The sequence below is a fragment of the Bacteroides sp. 3_1_23 genome (assembly GCF_000162555.1).
Taxonomy (GTDB): Bacteria; Bacteroidota; Bacteroidia; order Bacteroidales; family Bacteroidaceae; genus Bacteroides; species Bacteroides ovatus.
This window is the reverse complement of the sequence record NZ_GG774954.1, coordinates 97,875-117,713: the sequence shown is the minus strand read 5'-3', so window position 1 is coordinate 117,713 and position 19,839 is coordinate 97,875. Positions and strand designations below refer to the sequence as shown.

Below are 19,839 nucleotides of genomic sequence, written 5' to 3'. Positions count from 1 at the left end.
GCAATCAGGAAATAACTGATTCGCAAATAAGGATTGATTCGCTAGCTCAGCAGGTAGAGCACAACACTTTTAATGTTGGGGTCCTGGGTTCGAGCCCCAGGCGGATCACCAAAAACAAGATTAAACCTCTGATTTTCAGGGGTTTTTCTTCTTATCCAAAGGCCTTATTTCCATTCTACTCCCCATTAAATATGAACAACAGAAAAAATTATATAGTCTACCTACAACAATCAGCCATGAAGCAGGAGGAATGTCAAGACCCGAAGTAGAGGTACAAAAAAATTATACAGACTTACTCGACAGACAGAAACAGATTACTAAAGATAACCATTCCGCAGCCAATAAAAAGAAAAGCAATACACGCCACAACTTATTTTGCACAACTTGTTTGGAAAATAAAATATTTTTTCCTTACCTTTGTATTAGGATTTATTTCAAATCTTAATAAAAATAGAGCGTTAAGGCATTATCCAAGTTCAGGAAATCCCCAATTTCAAGACAACAACTGGATAATACATTGGACGCTCCACGTACTATTTATATATTAAAGTGTTATATATATAGGCGTGGGGCTTTGTGTATTATATGTTGTTGAGTATGGGGATACTTCTGAACGGTAATACCAAAGTTCCCACGCTTAACTTTATATATAAACACAGCTCCAGGGAACAGAGTTGACTAGAAGATAAACATTATGAAAGCAACTTGTTCTAAAAGTAAGACGACTGTCTCGACCGGTTTCTGTTCTTCGTTTGTTACTGTCTTTAGTGAAATTCTTATTCTGTTTATTTCCATTCCTGTTTTTTTCAAGACACACAATCACTATCTTACAAATTACATGCCAACATATTTTTCTGAGACCTTCCTCCATGATAGCCAATAATAGCGGTTCCTCTCACCATACAGAAAAAGACCTTTGGTTACAAGTTCTCGCTTTGGCAAAGGAAATACAGGACTGTAAGTCTTATCTGTATCCTAAGACCTTGGAATCTATATATGATAATATTGTAAGAATAGAAAAATTGTTGGATATTTTATTGATTATCACTCGTGGAAGTGACAAATAGACATTATTATTCCGCCTTATGCGACAATTTGTCCAATGCAGTAAAAATGTCGCATCATTAAACTATCGTTAAAAGTTTCATTTTTATAGATTACCTCTATGAAATGGAATTTTTATATACCAAGAAACGTACGCAATCAGTTATGTAACCTTAATGTTCAGAATAATGATAGATAAACGAATAGAAAGTACCATGAATGAATTGATCAACGCAGAAATATGGTCAACCAACTTATACCTGTCTTTACAGGTTTATTTTGAAAGTGAACAACTCCCGATACTGAGCTCCTGGCTAAATACCCAGGCTCAGGATAATATGAACAAAGTCTATCAAATGATGAGCTGGATATATCATAATGGAGGATGCGTTGCAATTAATGAGATAAAACGGGATGTGCAAAAATGGCAAGCTCCAGTAAGTGCCTTAAACGAATTGATTGAACATGAACGATATATGTCCCGCCTAGTCTCCATACTCCTCATACTATGCCGAAACGTGGATGCGTCCTCTAATTCTTTCATCAACAGGCTGTATTCAGACCGAATATATCTAAGTACGGCCCTTTTGGAATTATTACGTATTCTTGCCCAAGAAAATGTGCGGAGACTACCTTATTTCTAACAGTATGTCCCTCCATTTAACATCTCATAATATTAAAGATTATATAACCTTGTATGGTCTACTTTTTGCAACATAATAAACAATAATAAAATAGATCATGAATATTTTATTAATAGGATAACCCGGTTTTATCGACATTTTGGGACAAGTTTATGCTTGTTTCAAGATAAGAGAGAATATTAAATTATTATTAACTCTAAAAATTTAAATCATTATGAGTGAGAAATTACAAAATGCTTTGAATGAACAAATCACAGCAGAATTATGGTCTGCCAACTTGTATCTGTCTATGTCTTTCTATCTAAAAAAAGAAGGTTTTTCAGGTATGGCCAACTGGATGCGGAAACAATCTGCAAAAGAAGTGGGACATGCGTGCACCATTGCCGAGTATATGGTTAAACGTGAGGCGACACCGAAAGTAGACAAAGTGGATGTAGTTCCACAAGGATGGGGAAATTCTTTAGAAGTTTTTGAACATGCCTTGGAACATGAAAAGCATATCTCCAAGTTGATTGACGAATTGGTATACTTAGCTTCAGAAGAAAAGGATAATACCACACAGGATTTTCTGTGGAAATTTGTCCGGGAACAAGTAGAGGAAGAAGCCGGTGTACAGAATATTGTAAACCTGTTAAAGAAAGCCGGAGATAGTGGTATCCTTTTCATAGATGCTAAATTGGATGGATGCAAATAATAAACCTGAATAGTTAAAAGATAAATGATATGAGCAAAACAGTAGATATATTAGGTGGGCAGGCTGAATACTACCTAAACCATACATGCAAGACAATAGATAAACAACTGATTCATATTCCGGGTCCGGATATAGTAGATAAGGTATGGATAAATTCGGACAGAAACATTCGGACATTGGAGAGTTTGCAAACTTTATATGGACATGGACGTTTAGCGAATACCGGCTATGTATCCATCCTACCTGTAGACCAGGGTATAGAGCATTCTGCTGGGGCATCTTTCGCTCCCAATCCACTTTATTTTGATCCGGAGAACATCGTAAAATTGGCTATTGAAGGAGGATGTAATGCCGTAGCATCTACATTCGGCGTATTAGGCGCCGTAGCACGGAAATACGCCCATAAAATTCCATTCATCGTCAAATTGAATCATAACGAACTGCTTACTTATCCGAATAGCTATGACCAAGTAATGTTCGGTACAATAAAAGAAGCATGGAATATGGGCGCCATAGCAGTTGGAGCCACTATTTATTTCGGTTCGGAGCAAAGTCGCCGCCAAATAGTGGAAGTATCGCAAGCTTTTGAATATGCTCATGAACTGGGAATGGCTACCATTTTATGGTGTTATTTGAGAAACAGCGGTTTTAAGAAAGACGGAACCGACTATCACGCTGCAGCCGACCTGACAGGCCAAGCCAACCATATCGGAGTAACGATCAAGGCTGACATCGTAAAACAAAAACTTCCGTCCAATAATGGTGGCTTCAAAGCCATCGGCTTCGGAAAAACAAATGAGCGCATGTATACAGAGCTGACAACTGACCACCCGATAGACCTTTGCCGTTATCAGGTAGCTAACGGCTATATGGGACGCGTCGGACTAATCAACTCGGGTGGTGAATCTCATGGAGAATCCGACCTGCATGATGCTGTTGTTACAGCAGTAGTGAACAAACGTGCTGGCGGTATGGGGTTGATTAGTGGTCGGAAAGCCTTCCAAAAACCAATGAAAGATGGGGTCCAGCTATTGAGCACCATACAGGATGTATATTTGGATTCTTCAATAACCATTGCATAAAGACAGGTCGTCCATGAAAAGAATAGTATTATTACGTCATGGTGAGAGCCTATGGAACCAAGAAAACCGCTTCACCGGGTGGACAGATGTTGATTTAAGTGAAAAAGGCGTTGTAGAAGCCTGCAAAGCAGGCGATACATTACGAGAAGCCGGATTTTCTTTTGAGATTGCCTACACTTCTTACTTAAAACGTGCTATAAAAACGCTGGACTACGTTCTGGACCGCCTGAATGAGAGCTGGATTCCCGTCGAAAAGACATGGAGGTTGAATGAGAAACATTACGGCATACTTCAGGGACTTAACAAAAGTGAGACGGCTGCCCAATATGGTGAAGAACAAGTACACACCTGGCGGAGAAGTTATGATATAGCTCCTGCAGCATTGGGAGAGGACGATTCGCGCAATCCGGGTAAAGACATACGTTATGCAGATGTCCCGGATATGGAACTTCCACGTACGGAATCCTTGAAAGATGCCATTGAGCGTGTAATGCCTTATTGGAAATGCATCATCTTTCCCACATTGACATGTAAGGATAACCTGCTGGTAGTTGCCCATGGCAACAGCCTGCGTGGAATCATCAAGCATCTCAAGGAAATATCCGATACAGACATTTCCAACCTGAACCTGCCTACAGCAGTTCCTTACGTTTTTGAATTCGACAACCGGCTGGCTCTTGTCAAAGACTATTTTCTCGGTGATCCGGAAGAGATACGTAAACGGACGGAAGCTGTAGCAAAACAAGGAATGACTAAACAATAAAAGTTCTGTCAAGCAGCCAGACATATTTTCTAAACTTTAATTATTAACTAAAAAAGGAGGTAAAAATGGTACCTACAAAAATGAACCAGAATTGGTTACCAAGTATTTTTAATGATTTCTTTAACAATGAGTGGATGATGAAGGCAAATGCAACAGCCCCCGCTATTAATGTAATTGAAAATGAAAAGGACTATAAAATCCAATTGGCAGCTCCGGGAATGACAAAAAATGACTTCACCGTTAATGTGGATGAAAACAACAATCTAGTAATCTGCATGGAAAAGAAGGAAGAGAAGAATGAGGAGAAAAAAGACAAAAAATACCTACGCTGTGAATTCTCTTATTCCAAATTCCAACAAAGTATCATACTGCCGGACAATGTTGAAAAAGATAAGATTACAGCCAAGGTAGAACATGGGATTCTGTCTATAGATATTCCCAAAACAGTGGACAAAGAAGTTCAGAAGATAACCAGAACTATTGATATCAAATAAGATATCTTAGCTAAACTTTACCCAAGGCGTTCCTTATATTTAGGGGGATGCCTTGATATAAACCTTTGAACCTCAAATCACTATAATGAAAACATTCAATTTTGATGAAGCATTAATAGCTCTGCAAAGTGATCTGCTAGGTTTTGCATATAAATTGACAGCTGACAAACACGATGCTGAGGATTTATTGCAGGAAACAATGTTGAAAGCTCTGGATAATAAGGATAAATTTGATCCTGGAACAAATTTTAAAGGCTGGATGTATATCATTATGCGTAACGCTTTTATAAATAACTACCGGATAAAAAAAAGCCAGGGAGACTTATATATATTATCCGAACCCGACTATCATTTCCTGCTAAGAGATGACTCTTTTGCTTTCATAGACAATAGTCAAGATGCCAAGGAGATAAGGGCAGCCCTTAAAACACTACCTAAAGAACATTACAACGCTTTTATGTTGTATATATCCGGATTCAAATATCGGGAAATAGCTCAAGAAACAGGAGTGTCGCTAGGTACAATAAAAAGCCGTATCTTTCATAGTAGGAAAAAATTAAAGCAGTTACTTTCTGATTTTGTCTAATAATTGTATAAAAATGAATTATGAATAACAAGTATATTGGAATCCTGACTTCCGGAGGGGATGCGTCAGGAATGAATGCAGCGATCCGCGCCGTAACCCGTACCGCCATCTTCAACGGCTTTAAAATAAAGGGAATTTATAGGGGATACGAAGGACTGATTGCCGGTGAAGTAAAGGAACTCACAACAGAAGACGTGAGCAGTATTATTCAAAGGGGAGGTACTATACTGAAAACAGCGCGTTCCGAAGCTTTTACCACTCTGGAAGGACGTAAGAAAGCCTATGAAGTTATACAAAAAGAAAATATCAGTGCACTGATTATTATCGGTGGAGACGGTTCTCTGACGGGAGCCCGTATCTTTGCCGAAGAGTATAACGTGACATGTATAGGACTACCCGGTACGATTGACAATGATTTATATGGTACTGATTTCACCATAGGATACGACACGGCATTAAATACAATTGTTGAATGTGTAGATAAAATAAGAGACACCGCAACCTCACACGACCGCATTTTCTTTGTCGAGGTGATGGGACGTGATGCGGGCTTCCTGGCCCAGAACAGTGCGATTGCTTCAGGGGCTGAAGCTGCCATTATTCCGGAGGACAAAACGGATGTGGACCAGCTGGAGACATTTATCGGACGTGGATTCAGAAAAACAAAAAACAGCAGTATCGTCATTGTGACCGAAAGTCCCCAAAATAAAAATGGAGGTGCCATGTACTATGCCGACCGGGTAAAAAAGGAATATCCTGAATATGATGTAAGAGTTTCCATTCTGGGACATCTGCAACGCGGTGGGGCTCCAAGTGCCAACGACCGTATACTGGCAAGCCGATTAGGAGAAGCAGCCATTCAGGCTCTGATGGAAGACCAACAGAATGTGATGATAGGCATACGGAACAATGAAATTGTCTATGTTCCTTTTGCACAAGCAATCAAAAATGACAAGCCTATTGACAAAAGCCTGATTCGGGTACTTAACGAGCTGTCCATATAAAGTTATTAATTCACCACTGCTTGGAAAGACACTCCGGGAGGCAGACATACCGGACTGTATCATCATCGGGAAACTACAAAGTTTTATCCGGTATGGATAATGCCCTATTATAAAATAAACAAGGAAATATAAACTATTTAATGTACAATGTTATGGAATATCCAAGTTATAATGTAAACACTCCTCAATGGAGGGAAATTACAGTCGGTTCACATCTTCCCATGGAATTGGGAAAACTTGCGGAAATAGCACGTAATCTATGGTGGACATGGAATGATGACGCCAAAAGTATGTATTGCGACCTAGATCCGGAGCTTTGGGAAGAAACGGAGCAAAATCCGATATTGTTCCTGGAGCGGATGAATTATGAGAAGCTGGTAACACTGGCACATGATGAGTTTTTTATCCGCAAGATGAATACCGTCTATACTGCTTTCAAGGAATACATTAATGTAGTTCCAGATCATAAACGTCCGTCAGTAGCCTATTTCAGTATGGAATACGGCTTAGACAAGGTCCTCAAAATATATTCCGGTGGTCTTGGAATACTTGCGGGCGATTACCTGAAAGAGGCATCAGACAGCAACGTTGACCTTTGTGCCGTAGGACTGTTGTACCGTTATGGCTACTTTGACCAGTCTCTTTCCATGGACGGGCAGCAGATTGCCAATTATGAAGCACAGAATTTCGGACAGCTCCCAATCGAAAAAGTGATGCAACCAGATGGAAAACAGCTGGTAATCCACATTCCCTACGCCGACAGCTTTATTGTACATGCCAATGTCTGGAGAGTCAATGTAGGAAGAATCCCCCTTTATCTACTGGACACGGACAATGAACTCAATAGCGAGTTTGACCGTCCAATTACCCACCATCTGTATGGCGGTGACTGGGAGAACCGGCTGAAACAGGAGATTTTACTCGGTATAGGCGGCATGATGACACTGAAAGCTTTGGGTATAGAAAAAGACGTATATCACTGCAATGAAGGCCATGCCGCATTAATCAACATTCAGCGGTTATGTGATTATATAGCCGGTGGTCTGGATTTCGGCCAAGCGATGGAATTAGTACGCGCTTCTTCCCTTTATACCGTACATACACCTGTACCCGCCGGCCATGATTATTTTGACGAGGGACTTTTCAACAAATACATGAAAGGGTATCCCGACAAACTGGGCATAACCTGGAATAACCTGATGGATCTCGGACGCCATAATCCGGGAGACAAAGGAGAACGTTTCTGTATGTCTGTATTCGCCTGTAAAACCAGCCAGGAAGTAAACGGAGTCAGCCTGTTGCATAAAACTGTGTCACAGGAAATGTTCGCTCCTATCTGGAAAGGCTACTTCCCGGAAGAGAATCATGTGGGCTATGTGACTAATGGCGTACATTTTCCTACTTGGTGCGCCACCGAATGGGAAAAGCTTTTCAAAGACAATTTTGATGAGAGCTTTATTCATGACCAGTCCAATCAAAAAATCTGGGAAGCTGTCTACGACATTCCGGACGAAGAAATATGGAATACCCGCCTGAAACTAAAAACCAAACTGATAGATTATATCAAAAGAAAATGCAGCAAAGACTGGCTTAGAAGCCAGATCGATCCGTCATTAACCATTTCCATTTTTGAGAAGTTTAACCCGAATGCCCTTCTGATTGGTTTCGGACGACGTTTTGCTACATATAAAAGGGCGCATCTTTTGTTTACCGATATCGACCGCCTGGCTAAAATAGTGAACAATCCGAAATATCCGGTACAATTCATCTTTACAGGGAAGGCTCATCCCAGTGACGGCGCCGGCCAGGGACTAATCAGGCAGATTGTGGAAATATCCCGGCGTCCTGAATTCCTAGGTAAAATCATATTTCTTGAAAACTACGATATGGATCTGGCAAGACATCTTATCGCAGGGGTGGATATCTGGCTGAACACTCCCACACGTCTGGCCGAAGCCTCAGGCACATCAGGGGAAAAGGCACTGATGAACGGTGTACTTAATTTCTCAGTGTTGGATGGTTGGTGGTATGAAGGCTATTGTAAGGATGCAGGATGGGCGCTGACCGACAAAAGTATCTACCAGAATGAACAATATCAGAACCAGCTGGACGCCGAAGCAATTTACTATCTATTGGAGCATGACATTCTTCCTGCATATTATGAACATGGAGATAAGGAGTATTCGGAAAACTGGATTAAGTACATCAAGAATTCAATCGCACAAATAGCTCCCCGTTTTACCATGAAAAGGCAACTGGACGATTACTATGAGAAATTCTATATCAAACTGTCGGAGCATTTCCACATTCTCTCTGCTGACAATAATGCAAAAGCCAAAATGATATCTGACTGGAAAACCGCTGTCCGAAACAGGTGGGATTCCATTGAAATCAAATCCATAAAAGCCGGAAACGGGTTGGATGCGACAATCGAAGCCGGAAAGGAATATGAAGTAACAGTTGTTGTCGATGAGAAAGGTCTGGATGATGCAATTGGAATTGAATTGGTCATTATTCAGCATGAAAGTGGTCAAGATCATATCTATGAAGTCATACCTCTTCCACTAGTTTCCAAAGACGGGAATCTATATACCTTCAAGGGGACATCTCAAATTTTTAATGCCGGAAGTTTCAAACAGGCTTTCCGCATGTATCCCAAAAATAATCTATTACCACATAGACAAGATTTTTGTTACGTCCGATGGTTTTAAAAAAAAGGGAGGTGTGTCATAATGAATAATAAAACGCAAATTATCGCAGAAATAATTTCATAAATCGTTGATTAATATATAAATATAATTGAAATAATCTGCGATAATTTGCGTTAATCTGCGTTTTGACACACTCCGCTTTTATACATGACAAGTTTCAAAGGTTATTCAATAAAAGATAAAGAACAATGAAACCGAACATTATTCTTATGAATTTCACTCATGTCTATGAGCAGGAAAGATTTATAAACGACATCCATTTCCAGTGGATAGATTGTACCGACCTAAACGGAACCAACTGCTACTGTGATGCAGAAGCAGCCAAAGTCATTAGACAAAGAATGGCCCCCTACTTACCTGAAGGAATACATTTCATTGATTCCGGTAACTATCATTATATCAGTAAATTTTGGACGGATAAAATAAAGACCCCATTCTCACTAGTTGTCTTTGATCATCATCCAGATATGCAACCTTCCTTATTTGACAATCTAATGTCATGCGGATGTTGGGTGAAAAAAGTATTGGATACAAATCCTTATCTTCAAAAAGTATGTATCGTCGGTGCTGCTGAAAAGTTGATCAAAGCACTGCATCCCAATTATGGAGAAAAATTAAAGTTTTATAGCGAAACAGAACTTTCTCACGAAGAAGGATGGAACAGATTCTCTCATGAACATCTGAATGAGCCTGTCTATATATCAGTGGACAAAGATGTATTGGACATAAAATCAGCAGTAACCAATTGGGATCAGGGTTCCCTATCACTGACCGAATTGGAGAAACTCCTCTCCATCATTCTAAAAAAAGAAGAAATTATCGGAGTAGATATCTGCGGTGAATGTTCCAGTTCTTTGGATGTTTTCCAAAAAAACAGAGAACTTTCAATTAACAGTAAGGCCAATAAGGAACTATTAAATCTATTCCTGTCCAATCAAAACGAGATTCATCCCCTATAAGTAAATCATTAACATAGTCATGAATATTATGCTTAGCACAATAATTAGTGAATTGACCGTACATGATAATTCCACATCTCTTTACACTTTTCTAATTCTCCATCTCTTGATATTGCTATTTTCAATAGAAGGTTGTACTTTTGTCATCATTTTATCAGTCAATCTTTTATACAAATGGTCTTTATACACAATTTATTACTTATTCTGGGACGTGGAATAGGACAAGTGATGTTTCAGAATAATGCGTTATCCGGATTATTCATGCTAATTGGAATATTTCTAAACTCATGGCAAATGGGAATACTAGCAGTCTGCGGTAATATAATAAGTACACTGACAGCCCATTTTTCGGGATATAAGTATGATGATATTAAAAATGGATTATACGGATTTAATGGAACTTTAGTAGGTATAGCAGTTGGCGTATTTCTACAATTATCGGTAGGAAGTTTAATCATGTTGATTATCGCTTCGGCCCTTTCCACATGGATTGCCTATTTTTTTAATCAGCAACGTTTAATTCCTGGCTTTACTGCTCCTTTCATTCTTGCTGTATGGGGAATGTTGGGAGTTTGCAGCTGGCTTATACCAGATTTACTATCAGTTTCCTATACGGTTATTGATACCACACAGAATATTAATTATTTCCAAGCCTTCTGCTTAGGTATAGGGCAAGTCATGTTTCAGGGAAATACAATTCTATCCGGATTATGTTTCCTTATAGGCATTTTGATTAATTCTCGAAAGGCAAGTCTCTATACTATCTTGGGAGCACTTCTTCCTATTCCCCTAGCCATTTTACTTGAAGTGGATGCTACAGACTTAAATGCCGGATTAATGGGCTATAATGGGGTATTATGTGCAATAGCTTTAGGAGGAACGGGCTGGAAAAGTGGCGTATGGGCAGGATGCTCTGTCTTACTGTCCACCGTATTACAGATTCTAGGAATGAGTTTGGGTATCACTACCTTAACCGCTCCCTTTGTTATATCTGTATGGATCATACTAATGATACAAAAAGTAATAAGAACGCAGAATAACTAAATTAGTCTTCAAATAAAAGTTTGTGATATTTTTTTTCAAAGAAAAAGATAAAAGATATCATCTTGTCACCCGAAATATTTGCTTTTGTATTATGAATACTACACCATAATGCAGTAAACTTAAAAATAGCATCCAAACTCCTTGAATTAAAAAGAGTTTGGATACCTCAACATTTACAGTAAAAATATTATTTATAAAGTTTCAATCAGATCTTAGTTATGCTTACAACATAAAGGTGATAACTACCCATATAAACAACAGACAGAAGTGTATCACATAATTATGATAACATCATCTCATATCTTTTCACCCACAATCAGCAGCAATTTTTCATTTTCCTTTCTTAAAAACTTAATTTCTTCTTTCAACCAATCTATTTCCTTGTTTTTTGAAGAAATCAATTCAGCTATCATTGCATTAGGAGTATAATTACGACTGATAAAATTCAATATCTTGGAGATATTTATTTCTTCTCTTTTTTTAAAGTTTCAAATTGCTCCTTCTGTTTATCCAACAGCTTTTCGAAAATCTCAATTACCTGTTCAACAGGAAAACTATTAAAGGTCTGATTATTACCTGTATTACTGACAGCACTTTTAACACCGCAATTCTCGTAGAAGTTATTCGTATTATACAGGATTGTCTCTTCATTAAAACTCTTCAGCCCATCTACAGTAACGCCTAGTGCTGAAGCAATCTCGCCTAACCGTTCATCGTCAAACTTCTCTGTTTGTTCTATTTTCGAAACAGCCTGTTTCGTTATACCTAACAAATCACCGAGTTCCGCTTGAGTCATTCCCCGAAGCCGACGCACCCGTTCAATTTTTCTTCCCAGATGAATTGTATTTGTGTACTTTTCCGTTTCCATATTCCAGTCTGTTGATTATTTTCCCTGCTTTATGCACTCTCTTAGAATCTCTATTTTCTCTTGTTCACTTTTCAACAAGCGTTCATACAGTTCAACCACCTTTTCAATAGGATTAATCTGTTGGTTATGAGCATAAACAGTAGCAATTGCTCCCGGAGAAATGGTAGCATCTTTATAATTATTAATATTACAAATGGCTTTTTCAACATCAAAATCCTTGATGACATCAGTAGATATTCCCAAGACTTCAGCTATTTTTGTCAACAGTCCGTCTTCTATTTCATCTTGTTTCTCTATTTTCGAGATCTCCTGCTGACTAACACCCAGATCAGAAGCCAACGCTTCCTGTTTCATACCCAGATACACACGGATTCTTTGCAGATTGCGACCGACATGCCTTTGATTCACCTTGTCTTTTACTTTAATATCCATATCATTGTTGCTTTAGTAAATACATTGAGACAAAGATAATGAAAATAAAATTCGCAACTACATATCGCCCTTTGAAAAAGACAGCTTTCTATCTGTTTCTCTTTTAAATATAACCTAATTAGATCTATTTTATCCCAGTCTTTATCATTTTATCTACTTCTAAAACTTTACTACCGTAAAGTTTACGACGGGTAAAGGTTTAATCAACAACAATATTACTTTATAAAATCAAATATACAACAGGTAGTAAGAAACAACTCAGTTCTGATAAAAGTCAACTCTATATTTTTCAATCCCCAGTTCTATATGCATAATTTTGCCCTGTCAGTTTTTAGCTGACATGAATCGTGGCGCCACATTTAAAACAGTGCAGAAGGATGTGCAATTGACATTCTGAACAATTATCATTTAACCAATAAAATCTAATAGCCTATGGGGTAAGTAAAGTCGTTACAATCGAGACATAGCTTTAAATTGTCCGGAAATTTAGCTATCCAAAAACAAATTAGTAAACATACAATTAAACAAAAAGCATGAAATCATTTTCTGATAAAACAAACATAGGGGAGAATAATCCCCTAAAGACTGTTTATAGAATGAATTTTTACCTATTATTCCTATTAATAGGTTCATTATCGATACTTGGATCAACACGGGCTTATTGCCAACAGAGCAGAACGATCTCGGGTGTAGTGAAAAACTCTCAAGGAGAGACGATTATCGGAGCGAATATCGTTGAAAAAGGTACCAGTAACGGGACAATTACGAATGTAGACGGACTATTCACACTGCGCGTATCGCCCAATGCAATATTAAAGGTATCTTATATGGGATACACGGAACAGGAAGTCAATACACGCAACAAGAACAAGCTGGAAATCATACTGACGGAAGATGCCAGACTGATTGATGAAGTAGTGGTGGTAGGATACGGATCGGTCAAAAAACGGGATTTGACGGGGGCGGTAACCTCCGTCAAAAGTGCGGAAGTACTGGCCGCTCCTACCAATAATGTGATGGAAGCCCTTCAAGGCAAGATACCCGGAATGGATATCACCAAAACTTCGGGACAGGTAGGAGGTGATGTCACTATCCTGTTACGTGGTTCACGATCTATCTATGGCAGCAACGAACCGTTGTTTATTATCGATGGAATCCCCGGCAGCTATAGCCAGGTCAGCCCGTCGGACATCGAGAGTGTAGATGTATTGAAAGATGCTTCTTCCACCGCCATTTATGGTTCTGCAGGAGCAAACGGTGTTGTCATCATCACCACAAAAAGAGGAAAAGAGGGAAAAGCGACCGTAAACTTCGATGCTTATTACGGATTCAGCGGTTCACCTAACTACAGGCATGGAATGACGCGGGATGAATGGGTCACCTACCAGCAAGAAGCCTATAAATATAAAAACGGTGACTATCCTACCGATATGTCCGCCCTACTGGGGAAACAGGATTTTATAGATGCATACAACGACGGCAAATGGATAGACTGGATAGATGAAGTGTCGGGCAACACGGCTACCACACAGAAATACAGTCTTTCGGTCAGCAGTGGCACTGAAAAGACAAAATTATTCGCTTCGACTTCCTACAATCGGGAAGAAGGTTTACTTAATAACGAAAATCTGAACAGATATTCGTTACGCCTCAACCTGGATCAACAGATATTTTCATGGGCAAAGGTGGGCTTTACCTCCAATTTAGTCTACCGGGACTTGAACTCCGGTGTGAAAAACACATTCACCAAATCTCTCTCCGCCATCCCGCTGGGTGATGCTTATACCGAAGAAGGGGAGATCAATCACGAATACATCACGGGACAATATTCCCCGATGAGTGATTTCATAGAGAATCAGTATGTAGACAACACACGTTCCACCTATCTGAACATGAGTGGCTATGTCGAACTAACTCCCATCAAAGACCTGACTTTTACCAGTCGTGTCAATGGTACTTTGAATCACTCACGCCACGGGCAATACTGGGGAGAGAAGTGCAATGCCAACCGTCCGTCTTATGCAGGTTCACCGCATGCTTCCATCACCAACAACAATGCCTGGAATTACACTTGGGAGAATATTCTCGCTTACAACACAACCATCGCAAAAGACCATAATCTGGGAGGTTCACTGATTACTTCCTGGAATAAGAACCAGTCGGAAAGTAGCATGGCTGCCGCCAGCGGTCAGATGGTAGATCAATGGTCTTTCTGGCGACTGACATCGGGCACTTCCCAACATGTGGAATCCGACTTCGCACAGACACAGAAAATGTCTTTTGCCTTCCGTCTGAACTATTCATACAAAGGCAAATACCTGTTTAATTTCTCTACCCGTTGGGACGGTGTTTCACAATTTTCTACCGGACATAAATGGGATGCTTTCCCCGCAGGTGCACTGGCGTGGAGAATATCAGACGAGGCATTTATGGAAAAGACACGTAGTTGGCTAGACAACCTGAAGTTGAGAGTGAGCTACGGTATCACGGGTAACTCGGGAGGAACCACCGCATACAGTACCACAACACAAGCATACGTATATGCCGCTTCGGGAATTTCCATTAATGGGAAGATTGTTCCTTTCACGCAATACTCCGGTACCTACGGTAGTTCCGATCTCGGCTGGGAGAAGTCATACAACTGGAATGTGGGGTTGGATTTCGGTATCCTAAACGGTCGCATTGACGGATCGGTAGAATGGTTCAAGACAACCACCAAAGGATTATTATTCAAACGTACATTGCCCATCACCAGCGGTCTGACCGGATGGGGATCGCCTCTGGCTATCTGGCAGAACATCGCCCAGACCAGTAACCAAGGCGTGGAAGCAACGATCACTTCGCACAACATACGGAATAAAGATTTCACCTGGAATACCACTTTATCCGTCACCTGGAACAAGGAACAAATAGACGATCTGCCTGACGGTGATCTGATCGCCGAAAACCTGTTTGTCGGTGAACCGATTAAAGCTATTTACGGATATAAATATACCGGAATTTGGGGAACCGATACTCCACAGGAAACATTGGATGCCTACGGCGTAAAACCCGGATTCATCAAGATAGAAACCTTAGACCAGAAAGGCGATGAAGGTGTGCATAAATACAGTACGGAAGACCGGCAAATTCTAGGACATTCCAATCCGGACTGGATCATCGGACTCAGCAACTCCTTCACCTACAAGAATTTTGATTTATCCGTCTTTGCCATGGCACGTTACGGACAGACAATCAACAGTGACCTGCTCGGTTATTATACCGCCGAACAGAGCATAACCAAGAATCAACTGGCAGGCGTAGACTACTGGACAGAGGATAATCAAGGAGCCTATTTCCCCCGTCCCGGAACGGGAGACGAACAAAAAACCGTATATCCTTCATTAAGAGTGCGCGACGGCTCCTTCATTAAGATTAAAAATATCACGCTGGGATATACACTACCCGTCAATATTTCCCGCAAAGTTTTAATGGAGAAATGCCGTATTTATGCCACAGCCTACAATCCGTTCATCTTTGTAAAAGATAAGCAGTTGAAAGATACTGATCCCGAAACCAACGGTTCGGATGCATTTCCTACCTACCGGCAATTTGTTTTTGGCGTTAATTTGACATTCTAACAAAAGATTATAATCATGAAAAGGATATATATAAAATTCATATTTTGCAGTGTGCTGTTCTCGGCCTTATCTCTACATTCCTGCACCTTGGAGGAATACAACCCGGGCGCATTTACCAAAGAGGCTTTGGCTACTTCCATCGATGGATATGAAACCCTGATTAACCAGTGTTATTTTGCTATGGAAAGGTTTTACTACGGTTCTGCGGACTGGATGTCACTGACTGAAGGCGACACCGATCTTTGGACGTATAAAGCCAACGAATCAACAAGTTACACACAGTGGTTCTGGTTTTTCGCAGGAACATCACCCAATACGACTTACACCAATAATTGGTGGAACGGGACATACGACGGTGTGGGAGCCTGTAACGAAGCTATCGCATTAGGAGACAAACCTCCCTACACCACGGAAGAGGAGCGGAATGCCAAGATTGCGGAAGCCCGTTTTCTTAGAGCTGTCTATTATTTCAATGCAGTGGAACAATTCGGAGCAGTGACGATGCTCACAGAACCGATAACAGCGGAAACACTGACTTACTCCCCCACCCGCACCGATCCGATGACTATCTATCAGGAAGTAATCCTGCCCGATTTAAGATTCGCATCCGAATGGTTGCCAACAGGTACGCATGCAACTACTACCACCCCGACGAAGAAAGCCGCTCTCGGTTTTCTGGCTAAAGCCTGCTTGCAGACGTACGAATATGGAAGCACCGAATATTTGCAGGAAGCTCTGGATACAGCCAAGAAATTGATTACCGATTGCGAAACCAGCGGTGGGAAATACAATACGTATATGTATCCATCGTATAGCGAAGTGTTTAAAGAGAGCAATAACTGGGAAAACAAGGAAGCTCTCTGGAAACATCGCTGGTATGCAGGAGCAGACGGTCACGGATCAAGCAACGGAAATTACAAGCTAAATCGCAACGATGAGTATTTCTTATGCAATATCAATAAGTTCGGTGCTCGTGAAGATAATCAGGAAACACGTCTTACTTGGGAAGGCTCAATTACCGGTATCTTTATGCCCACACAGCATTTATTGAGTTTATATGTACAGAAAGACGGAACATTGGACCCCAGATTTCATGAATCGTTCACTACAGAGTGGAACGCGAACAAGAATTACACGTGGGATGAAAGTGCCGTCCACATGTATGACAAGGAAGAAACCGTCATTGGCAAAGCTCTGAATAAAGGTGATTTAGCCATTAAATTCATCATGCCGCAGGACATCGATTATGCGACAGAGAAACAAAAAGAACACATTTCTGATTATTTGCTAATTGATTATCATCATGTATATAGTGATGACAATAATAATGTGAACATGAATTATGCTTATACAAACGTCACTGGCAATTACAAAAATGACGGCACAAATGAGAACCAATTCCGCTACTATTATCCATCACTGAATAAGCATAACAGCAGCAATTATTATGTAGCCAATGCTTCCAAACAGAGAAACGGTAATCTGAATGCAACGTTTATCATGCGCATGGCAGAAGTTTATTTGATTGCGGCAGAAGCTGATATTTACCTGAATGGTGGTGCGAATGCAGCCGGTTATATCAACAAGGTTCGTGAACGTGCCGGAGCAAATCCGCTTACAGGGAGTATTACAGTACGAGATATCTTAGACGAAAGAGGCCGTGAACTTTGCGGAGAATATTGCCGCTTCTACGACTTGAAACGGACAGGAATGTTTAAGAACTCGGAGTATCTGGAGAATACTCATCCGGACTTAGCACAATTCTTTCACCCGAATTATGCATTACGTCCCATTTCAACTACATTTACTGCAACAATCACCAATGGCAGCGAGTATCAAAATCCGGGATATTAAGTAGGAATTTCAATATGTACAGGTATTATGGAATCAATCTTGGCACCTGTACATTAATTATATATTAAGAAATGCTCCCTATCTCGTTTTGAGATGGGGAACATACTTTTCAAATATGAGAAAAACAAGATATAGATTAATTATATCGAAAACTGTTTGCTAGTCAGAATAAAGTCTCTACCTTTACAAAGGATAACCATGTCACTTATTAGTGGCTATTTAAAACCGCTTATGCCTGTTGAAAATGAAAACAGCTATCATATATTATTCAAAACATGGAACTACCGAGCGAGTAACACACCTTATCGGAGAAAAGTTGACTAATAAAGTTGACTACATCTCATTAAAAGAGTGTCCGAGACCTGATATTCGAACTTACGATCGAATAATTCTCGGAACAGCCATTTATGCGGGCTCTCCAAACCGAAAAATTACTCAATTCTGTCACAATAATCAACTGTTATTAGAGCAAAAAGTAATAGGGTTATTCATCTGTTGTATGAACGAAGAGCAAGAAGCGGAAGAAATGAATAAGGCTTTCCCGGAGTTCTTGCAGAGATTATCGATTCCCAAAGCCATTTTAGGTGGCGAGTTTCAGTTTGACAAAATGAATTTCATCGAAAGATTTTTGACGAAGAAAATAGCGAAAGTAAATTCTTCCGTTTCGAAGCTGAGATATGATGCTATAAATGAGTTTACAAGTCAGATAAAAGATAATCATTTATGGTAACTTCTTGAGTTATCTATTGAGCAACTTTGTATTCAAATAATAAATAGAATGGCCGTATAAGAAAACTTCTTTCAAAAGAAGTTTTCTTATCTATTTAAGACAATACCTATAATCGCAATCTTTTACTTTTACGAATCCATTACTTAACAATGTTCTTATGGATAAAACATTAGCCTCATCAGGGTCAGCCAATATCTCTTTCCCTCCTATTTCGGCAATTTCCCCGATCAGCTTCTTTACAATAATCTTCCCGATGCCCTTACCCAAATATTCCTCTTCGCCTATGAGATAACCTATTTCAAAGACTGTCTCTTTCTCATCGACAGTTTTTCCGTAATGTTCCGGTATATATTCTTTTTCAAAATAACAATCCAAGTATAAACAAAAGCCAATGGCTTTATCATTATAATAAACAATGAAATGTTTCATATAATGATATTGGGTATTTCTATTATTTACCTCATCCAACCAAGCCATTTTATGTTCTTCTCCGTCAGGGCAGAACCATTTATAAATATATTCTTTAGCCAACCATTTACTGAAAATGTCTACATCCTTATCACGCAAAGGCTTTATTGTGATCTTATCATTCTTAATATCCATACTTTTTTGTGGTGAGACGCCAGCCTCTTTTATAAACTCCATAAATCCAACTATCTGAAATACAAAGATATAATTTTCAATACAATAAAGAAGAACTAAAGGATATTTATAAAGCAACTCATGTCCACAGATATCACAACAAGAAAACGAATGACCAAGTATAAAGAATCTAAAACAAACACAAATGTCGAAATCATACGTTGGGAATCGTACATGATTACTTATATTTGCGTTATCGAGCAACTTATTAAGAACCGGATGATATGTTAAAACGGATTAAATTTCAAATTCTGTAGAAGTGTACATCCCAATAAAATACTAAAAAGGCAAGAACATGAAACTTTGGAAATATAGTGGAACACTTTTAACAGCAACAGGAGTCATTCATACCATTTATGCGTTATTTCTTGGAAAAGAAGCTTTTACGGAAATGCTTAACAATGGATTAATAGACTCTATTGGAGAAAATCATAACCTGGGCTTTGCTTTCTGGTTCCTAATCTGCGGAATAATACTTATTCTTTGGGGAGAGACACTTCAATACTATATCAGAAAAGAACAAAAACCGGCACCTTTATTTTTAGGTTACTTCATTCTACTGTTCACCATAATCGGTTGCATAGTCGAACCAATATCCGGTTTCTGGCTTTTCTTACCGCAAGCACTTATTATTATTTATTCAAACATGAAAAAGCAGTGAGAAGCAT

18 protein-coding genes and 1 tRNA gene are annotated in these 19,839 nt (G+C 39.5%); 16 read left to right on the top strand and 3 right to left on the bottom strand.

All coding sequences use genetic code 11. The features are described 5' to 3' along the window. Positions 1–35 precede the first annotated feature (35 nt). From HMPREF9010_RS08350 to HMPREF9010_RS08405, 12 genes are all read left to right on the top strand, one after another. Positions 36–111 (top strand) — tRNA-Lys (locus HMPREF9010_RS08350). A gap of 758 nt (positions 112–869) precedes the next feature. Next, positions 870–1,067, top strand: a complete 198-nt coding sequence (locus HMPREF9010_RS08355; RefSeq protein WP_004306485.1) for a hypothetical protein — start codon at positions 870–872, stop codon at positions 1,065–1,067. Positions 1,068–1,259: 192 nt separating this feature from the next. Next, the gene (locus HMPREF9010_RS08360; protein WP_032851559.1) at positions 1,260–1,688 is read left to right on the top strand and encodes a ferritin-like domain-containing protein; all 429 of its coding nucleotides are present in this window, start codon (positions 1,260–1,262) and stop codon (positions 1,686–1,688) included. Positions 1,689–1,902: 214 nt separating this feature from the next. After that, entirely contained in the window at positions 1,903–2,382 is a 480-nt protein-coding gene (locus HMPREF9010_RS08365; protein ID WP_008650030.1) for a ferritin, read from the top strand. A gap of 29 nt (positions 2,383–2,411) precedes the next feature. Next, positions 2,412–3,464, top strand: a complete 1,053-nt coding sequence (locus tag HMPREF9010_RS08370; protein WP_004309107.1) for a class I fructose-bisphosphate aldolase — start codon at positions 2,412–2,414, stop codon at positions 3,462–3,464. 13 nt (positions 3,465–3,477) lie between these two features. Continuing rightward, positions 3,478–4,227, top strand: coding sequence for a 2,3-diphosphoglycerate-dependent phosphoglycerate mutase (gpmA, locus tag HMPREF9010_RS08375; RefSeq protein WP_004306474.1), 750 nt, complete (start codon positions 3,478–3,480; stop codon positions 4,225–4,227). Between the two features lie 65 nt (positions 4,228–4,292). Continuing rightward, on the top strand, positions 4,293–4,721 hold the full coding sequence (locus HMPREF9010_RS08380; protein WP_004306472.1) for an Hsp20/alpha crystallin family protein: 429 nt from the start codon (positions 4,293–4,295) through the stop codon (positions 4,719–4,721). Positions 4,722–4,806: 85 nt separating this feature from the next. Beyond that, positions 4,807–5,307, top strand: coding sequence for an RNA polymerase sigma factor (locus tag HMPREF9010_RS08385; protein ID WP_008650022.1), 501 nt, complete (start codon positions 4,807–4,809; stop codon positions 5,305–5,307). A 20-nt stretch (positions 5,308–5,327) separates the two neighbouring features. After that, positions 5,328–6,311 carry a 6-phosphofructokinase gene (gene pfkA, locus HMPREF9010_RS08390; protein WP_008650020.1) on the top strand — a complete coding sequence of 328 codons (984 nt, stop codon included), beginning with the start codon at positions 5,328–5,330 and terminating at the stop codon, positions 6,309–6,311. 152 nt (positions 6,312–6,463) lie between these two features. Continuing rightward, positions 6,464–9,022 carry an alpha-glucan family phosphorylase gene (gene glgP, locus HMPREF9010_RS08395; RefSeq protein WP_004326384.1) on the top strand — a complete coding sequence of 853 codons (2,559 nt, stop codon included), beginning with the start codon at positions 6,464–6,466 and terminating at the stop codon, positions 9,020–9,022. A 188-nt stretch (positions 9,023–9,210) separates the two neighbouring features. Then, a complete protein-coding gene (locus HMPREF9010_RS08400; RefSeq protein WP_004306464.1) occupies positions 9,211–9,981 on the top strand; it encodes an arginase family protein in 771 nt (256 codons plus the stop codon). 174 nt (positions 9,982–10,155) lie between these two features. Continuing rightward, complete coding sequence (locus HMPREF9010_RS08405; protein ID WP_008650018.1) at positions 10,156–11,025, top strand: urea transporter; 870 nt, start codon at positions 10,156–10,158, stop codon at positions 11,023–11,025. A 463-nt stretch (positions 11,026–11,488) separates the two neighbouring features. Here the strand turns inward: HMPREF9010_RS08405 and HMPREF9010_RS08410 are convergent, their stop codons facing one another. Further along, positions 11,489–11,893 carry a helix-turn-helix domain-containing protein gene (locus HMPREF9010_RS08410; RefSeq protein ID WP_004309090.1) on the bottom strand — a complete coding sequence of 135 codons (405 nt, stop codon included), beginning with the start codon at positions 11,891–11,893 and terminating at the stop codon, positions 11,489–11,491. Between the two features lie 15 nt (positions 11,894–11,908). Continuing rightward, complete coding sequence (locus HMPREF9010_RS08415) at positions 11,909–12,325, bottom strand: helix-turn-helix domain-containing protein (RefSeq protein WP_004306458.1); 417 nt, start codon at positions 12,323–12,325, stop codon at positions 11,909–11,911. A gap of 533 nt (positions 12,326–12,858) precedes the next feature. On the opposite strand from HMPREF9010_RS08415, the gene HMPREF9010_RS08420 reads away from it, so the two are divergent. The 3 genes from HMPREF9010_RS08420 (at position 12,859) to HMPREF9010_RS08430 (ending at position 18,529) form a co-directional block, all read left to right on the top strand. Then, positions 12,859–15,945 carry a SusC/RagA family TonB-linked outer membrane protein gene (locus tag HMPREF9010_RS08420; protein ID WP_008650014.1) on the top strand — a complete coding sequence of 1,029 codons (3,087 nt, stop codon included), beginning with the start codon at positions 12,859–12,861 and terminating at the stop codon, positions 15,943–15,945. 15 nt (positions 15,946–15,960) lie between these two features. Then, complete coding sequence (locus HMPREF9010_RS08425) at positions 15,961–17,799, top strand: RagB/SusD family nutrient uptake outer membrane protein (protein WP_008650012.1); 1,839 nt, start codon at positions 15,961–15,963, stop codon at positions 17,797–17,799. 244 nt (positions 17,800–18,043) lie between these two features. Further along, positions 18,044–18,529, top strand: a complete 486-nt coding sequence (locus HMPREF9010_RS08430; RefSeq protein WP_004306452.1) for a flavodoxin domain-containing protein — start codon at positions 18,044–18,046, stop codon at positions 18,527–18,529. A gap of 90 nt (positions 18,530–18,619) precedes the next feature. Here the strand turns inward: HMPREF9010_RS08430 and HMPREF9010_RS08435 are convergent, their stop codons facing one another. Beyond that, entirely contained in the window at positions 18,620–19,132 is a 513-nt protein-coding gene (locus HMPREF9010_RS08435) for a GNAT family N-acetyltransferase (protein ID WP_004309086.1), read from the bottom strand. A 334-nt stretch (positions 19,133–19,466) separates the two neighbouring features. On the opposite strand from HMPREF9010_RS08435, the gene HMPREF9010_RS08440 reads away from it, so the two are divergent. Beyond that, positions 19,467–19,832, top strand: a complete 366-nt coding sequence (locus tag HMPREF9010_RS08440; protein WP_004309084.1) for a DUF6463 family protein — start codon at positions 19,467–19,469, stop codon at positions 19,830–19,832. Positions 19,833–19,839 lie beyond the last annotated feature (7 nt).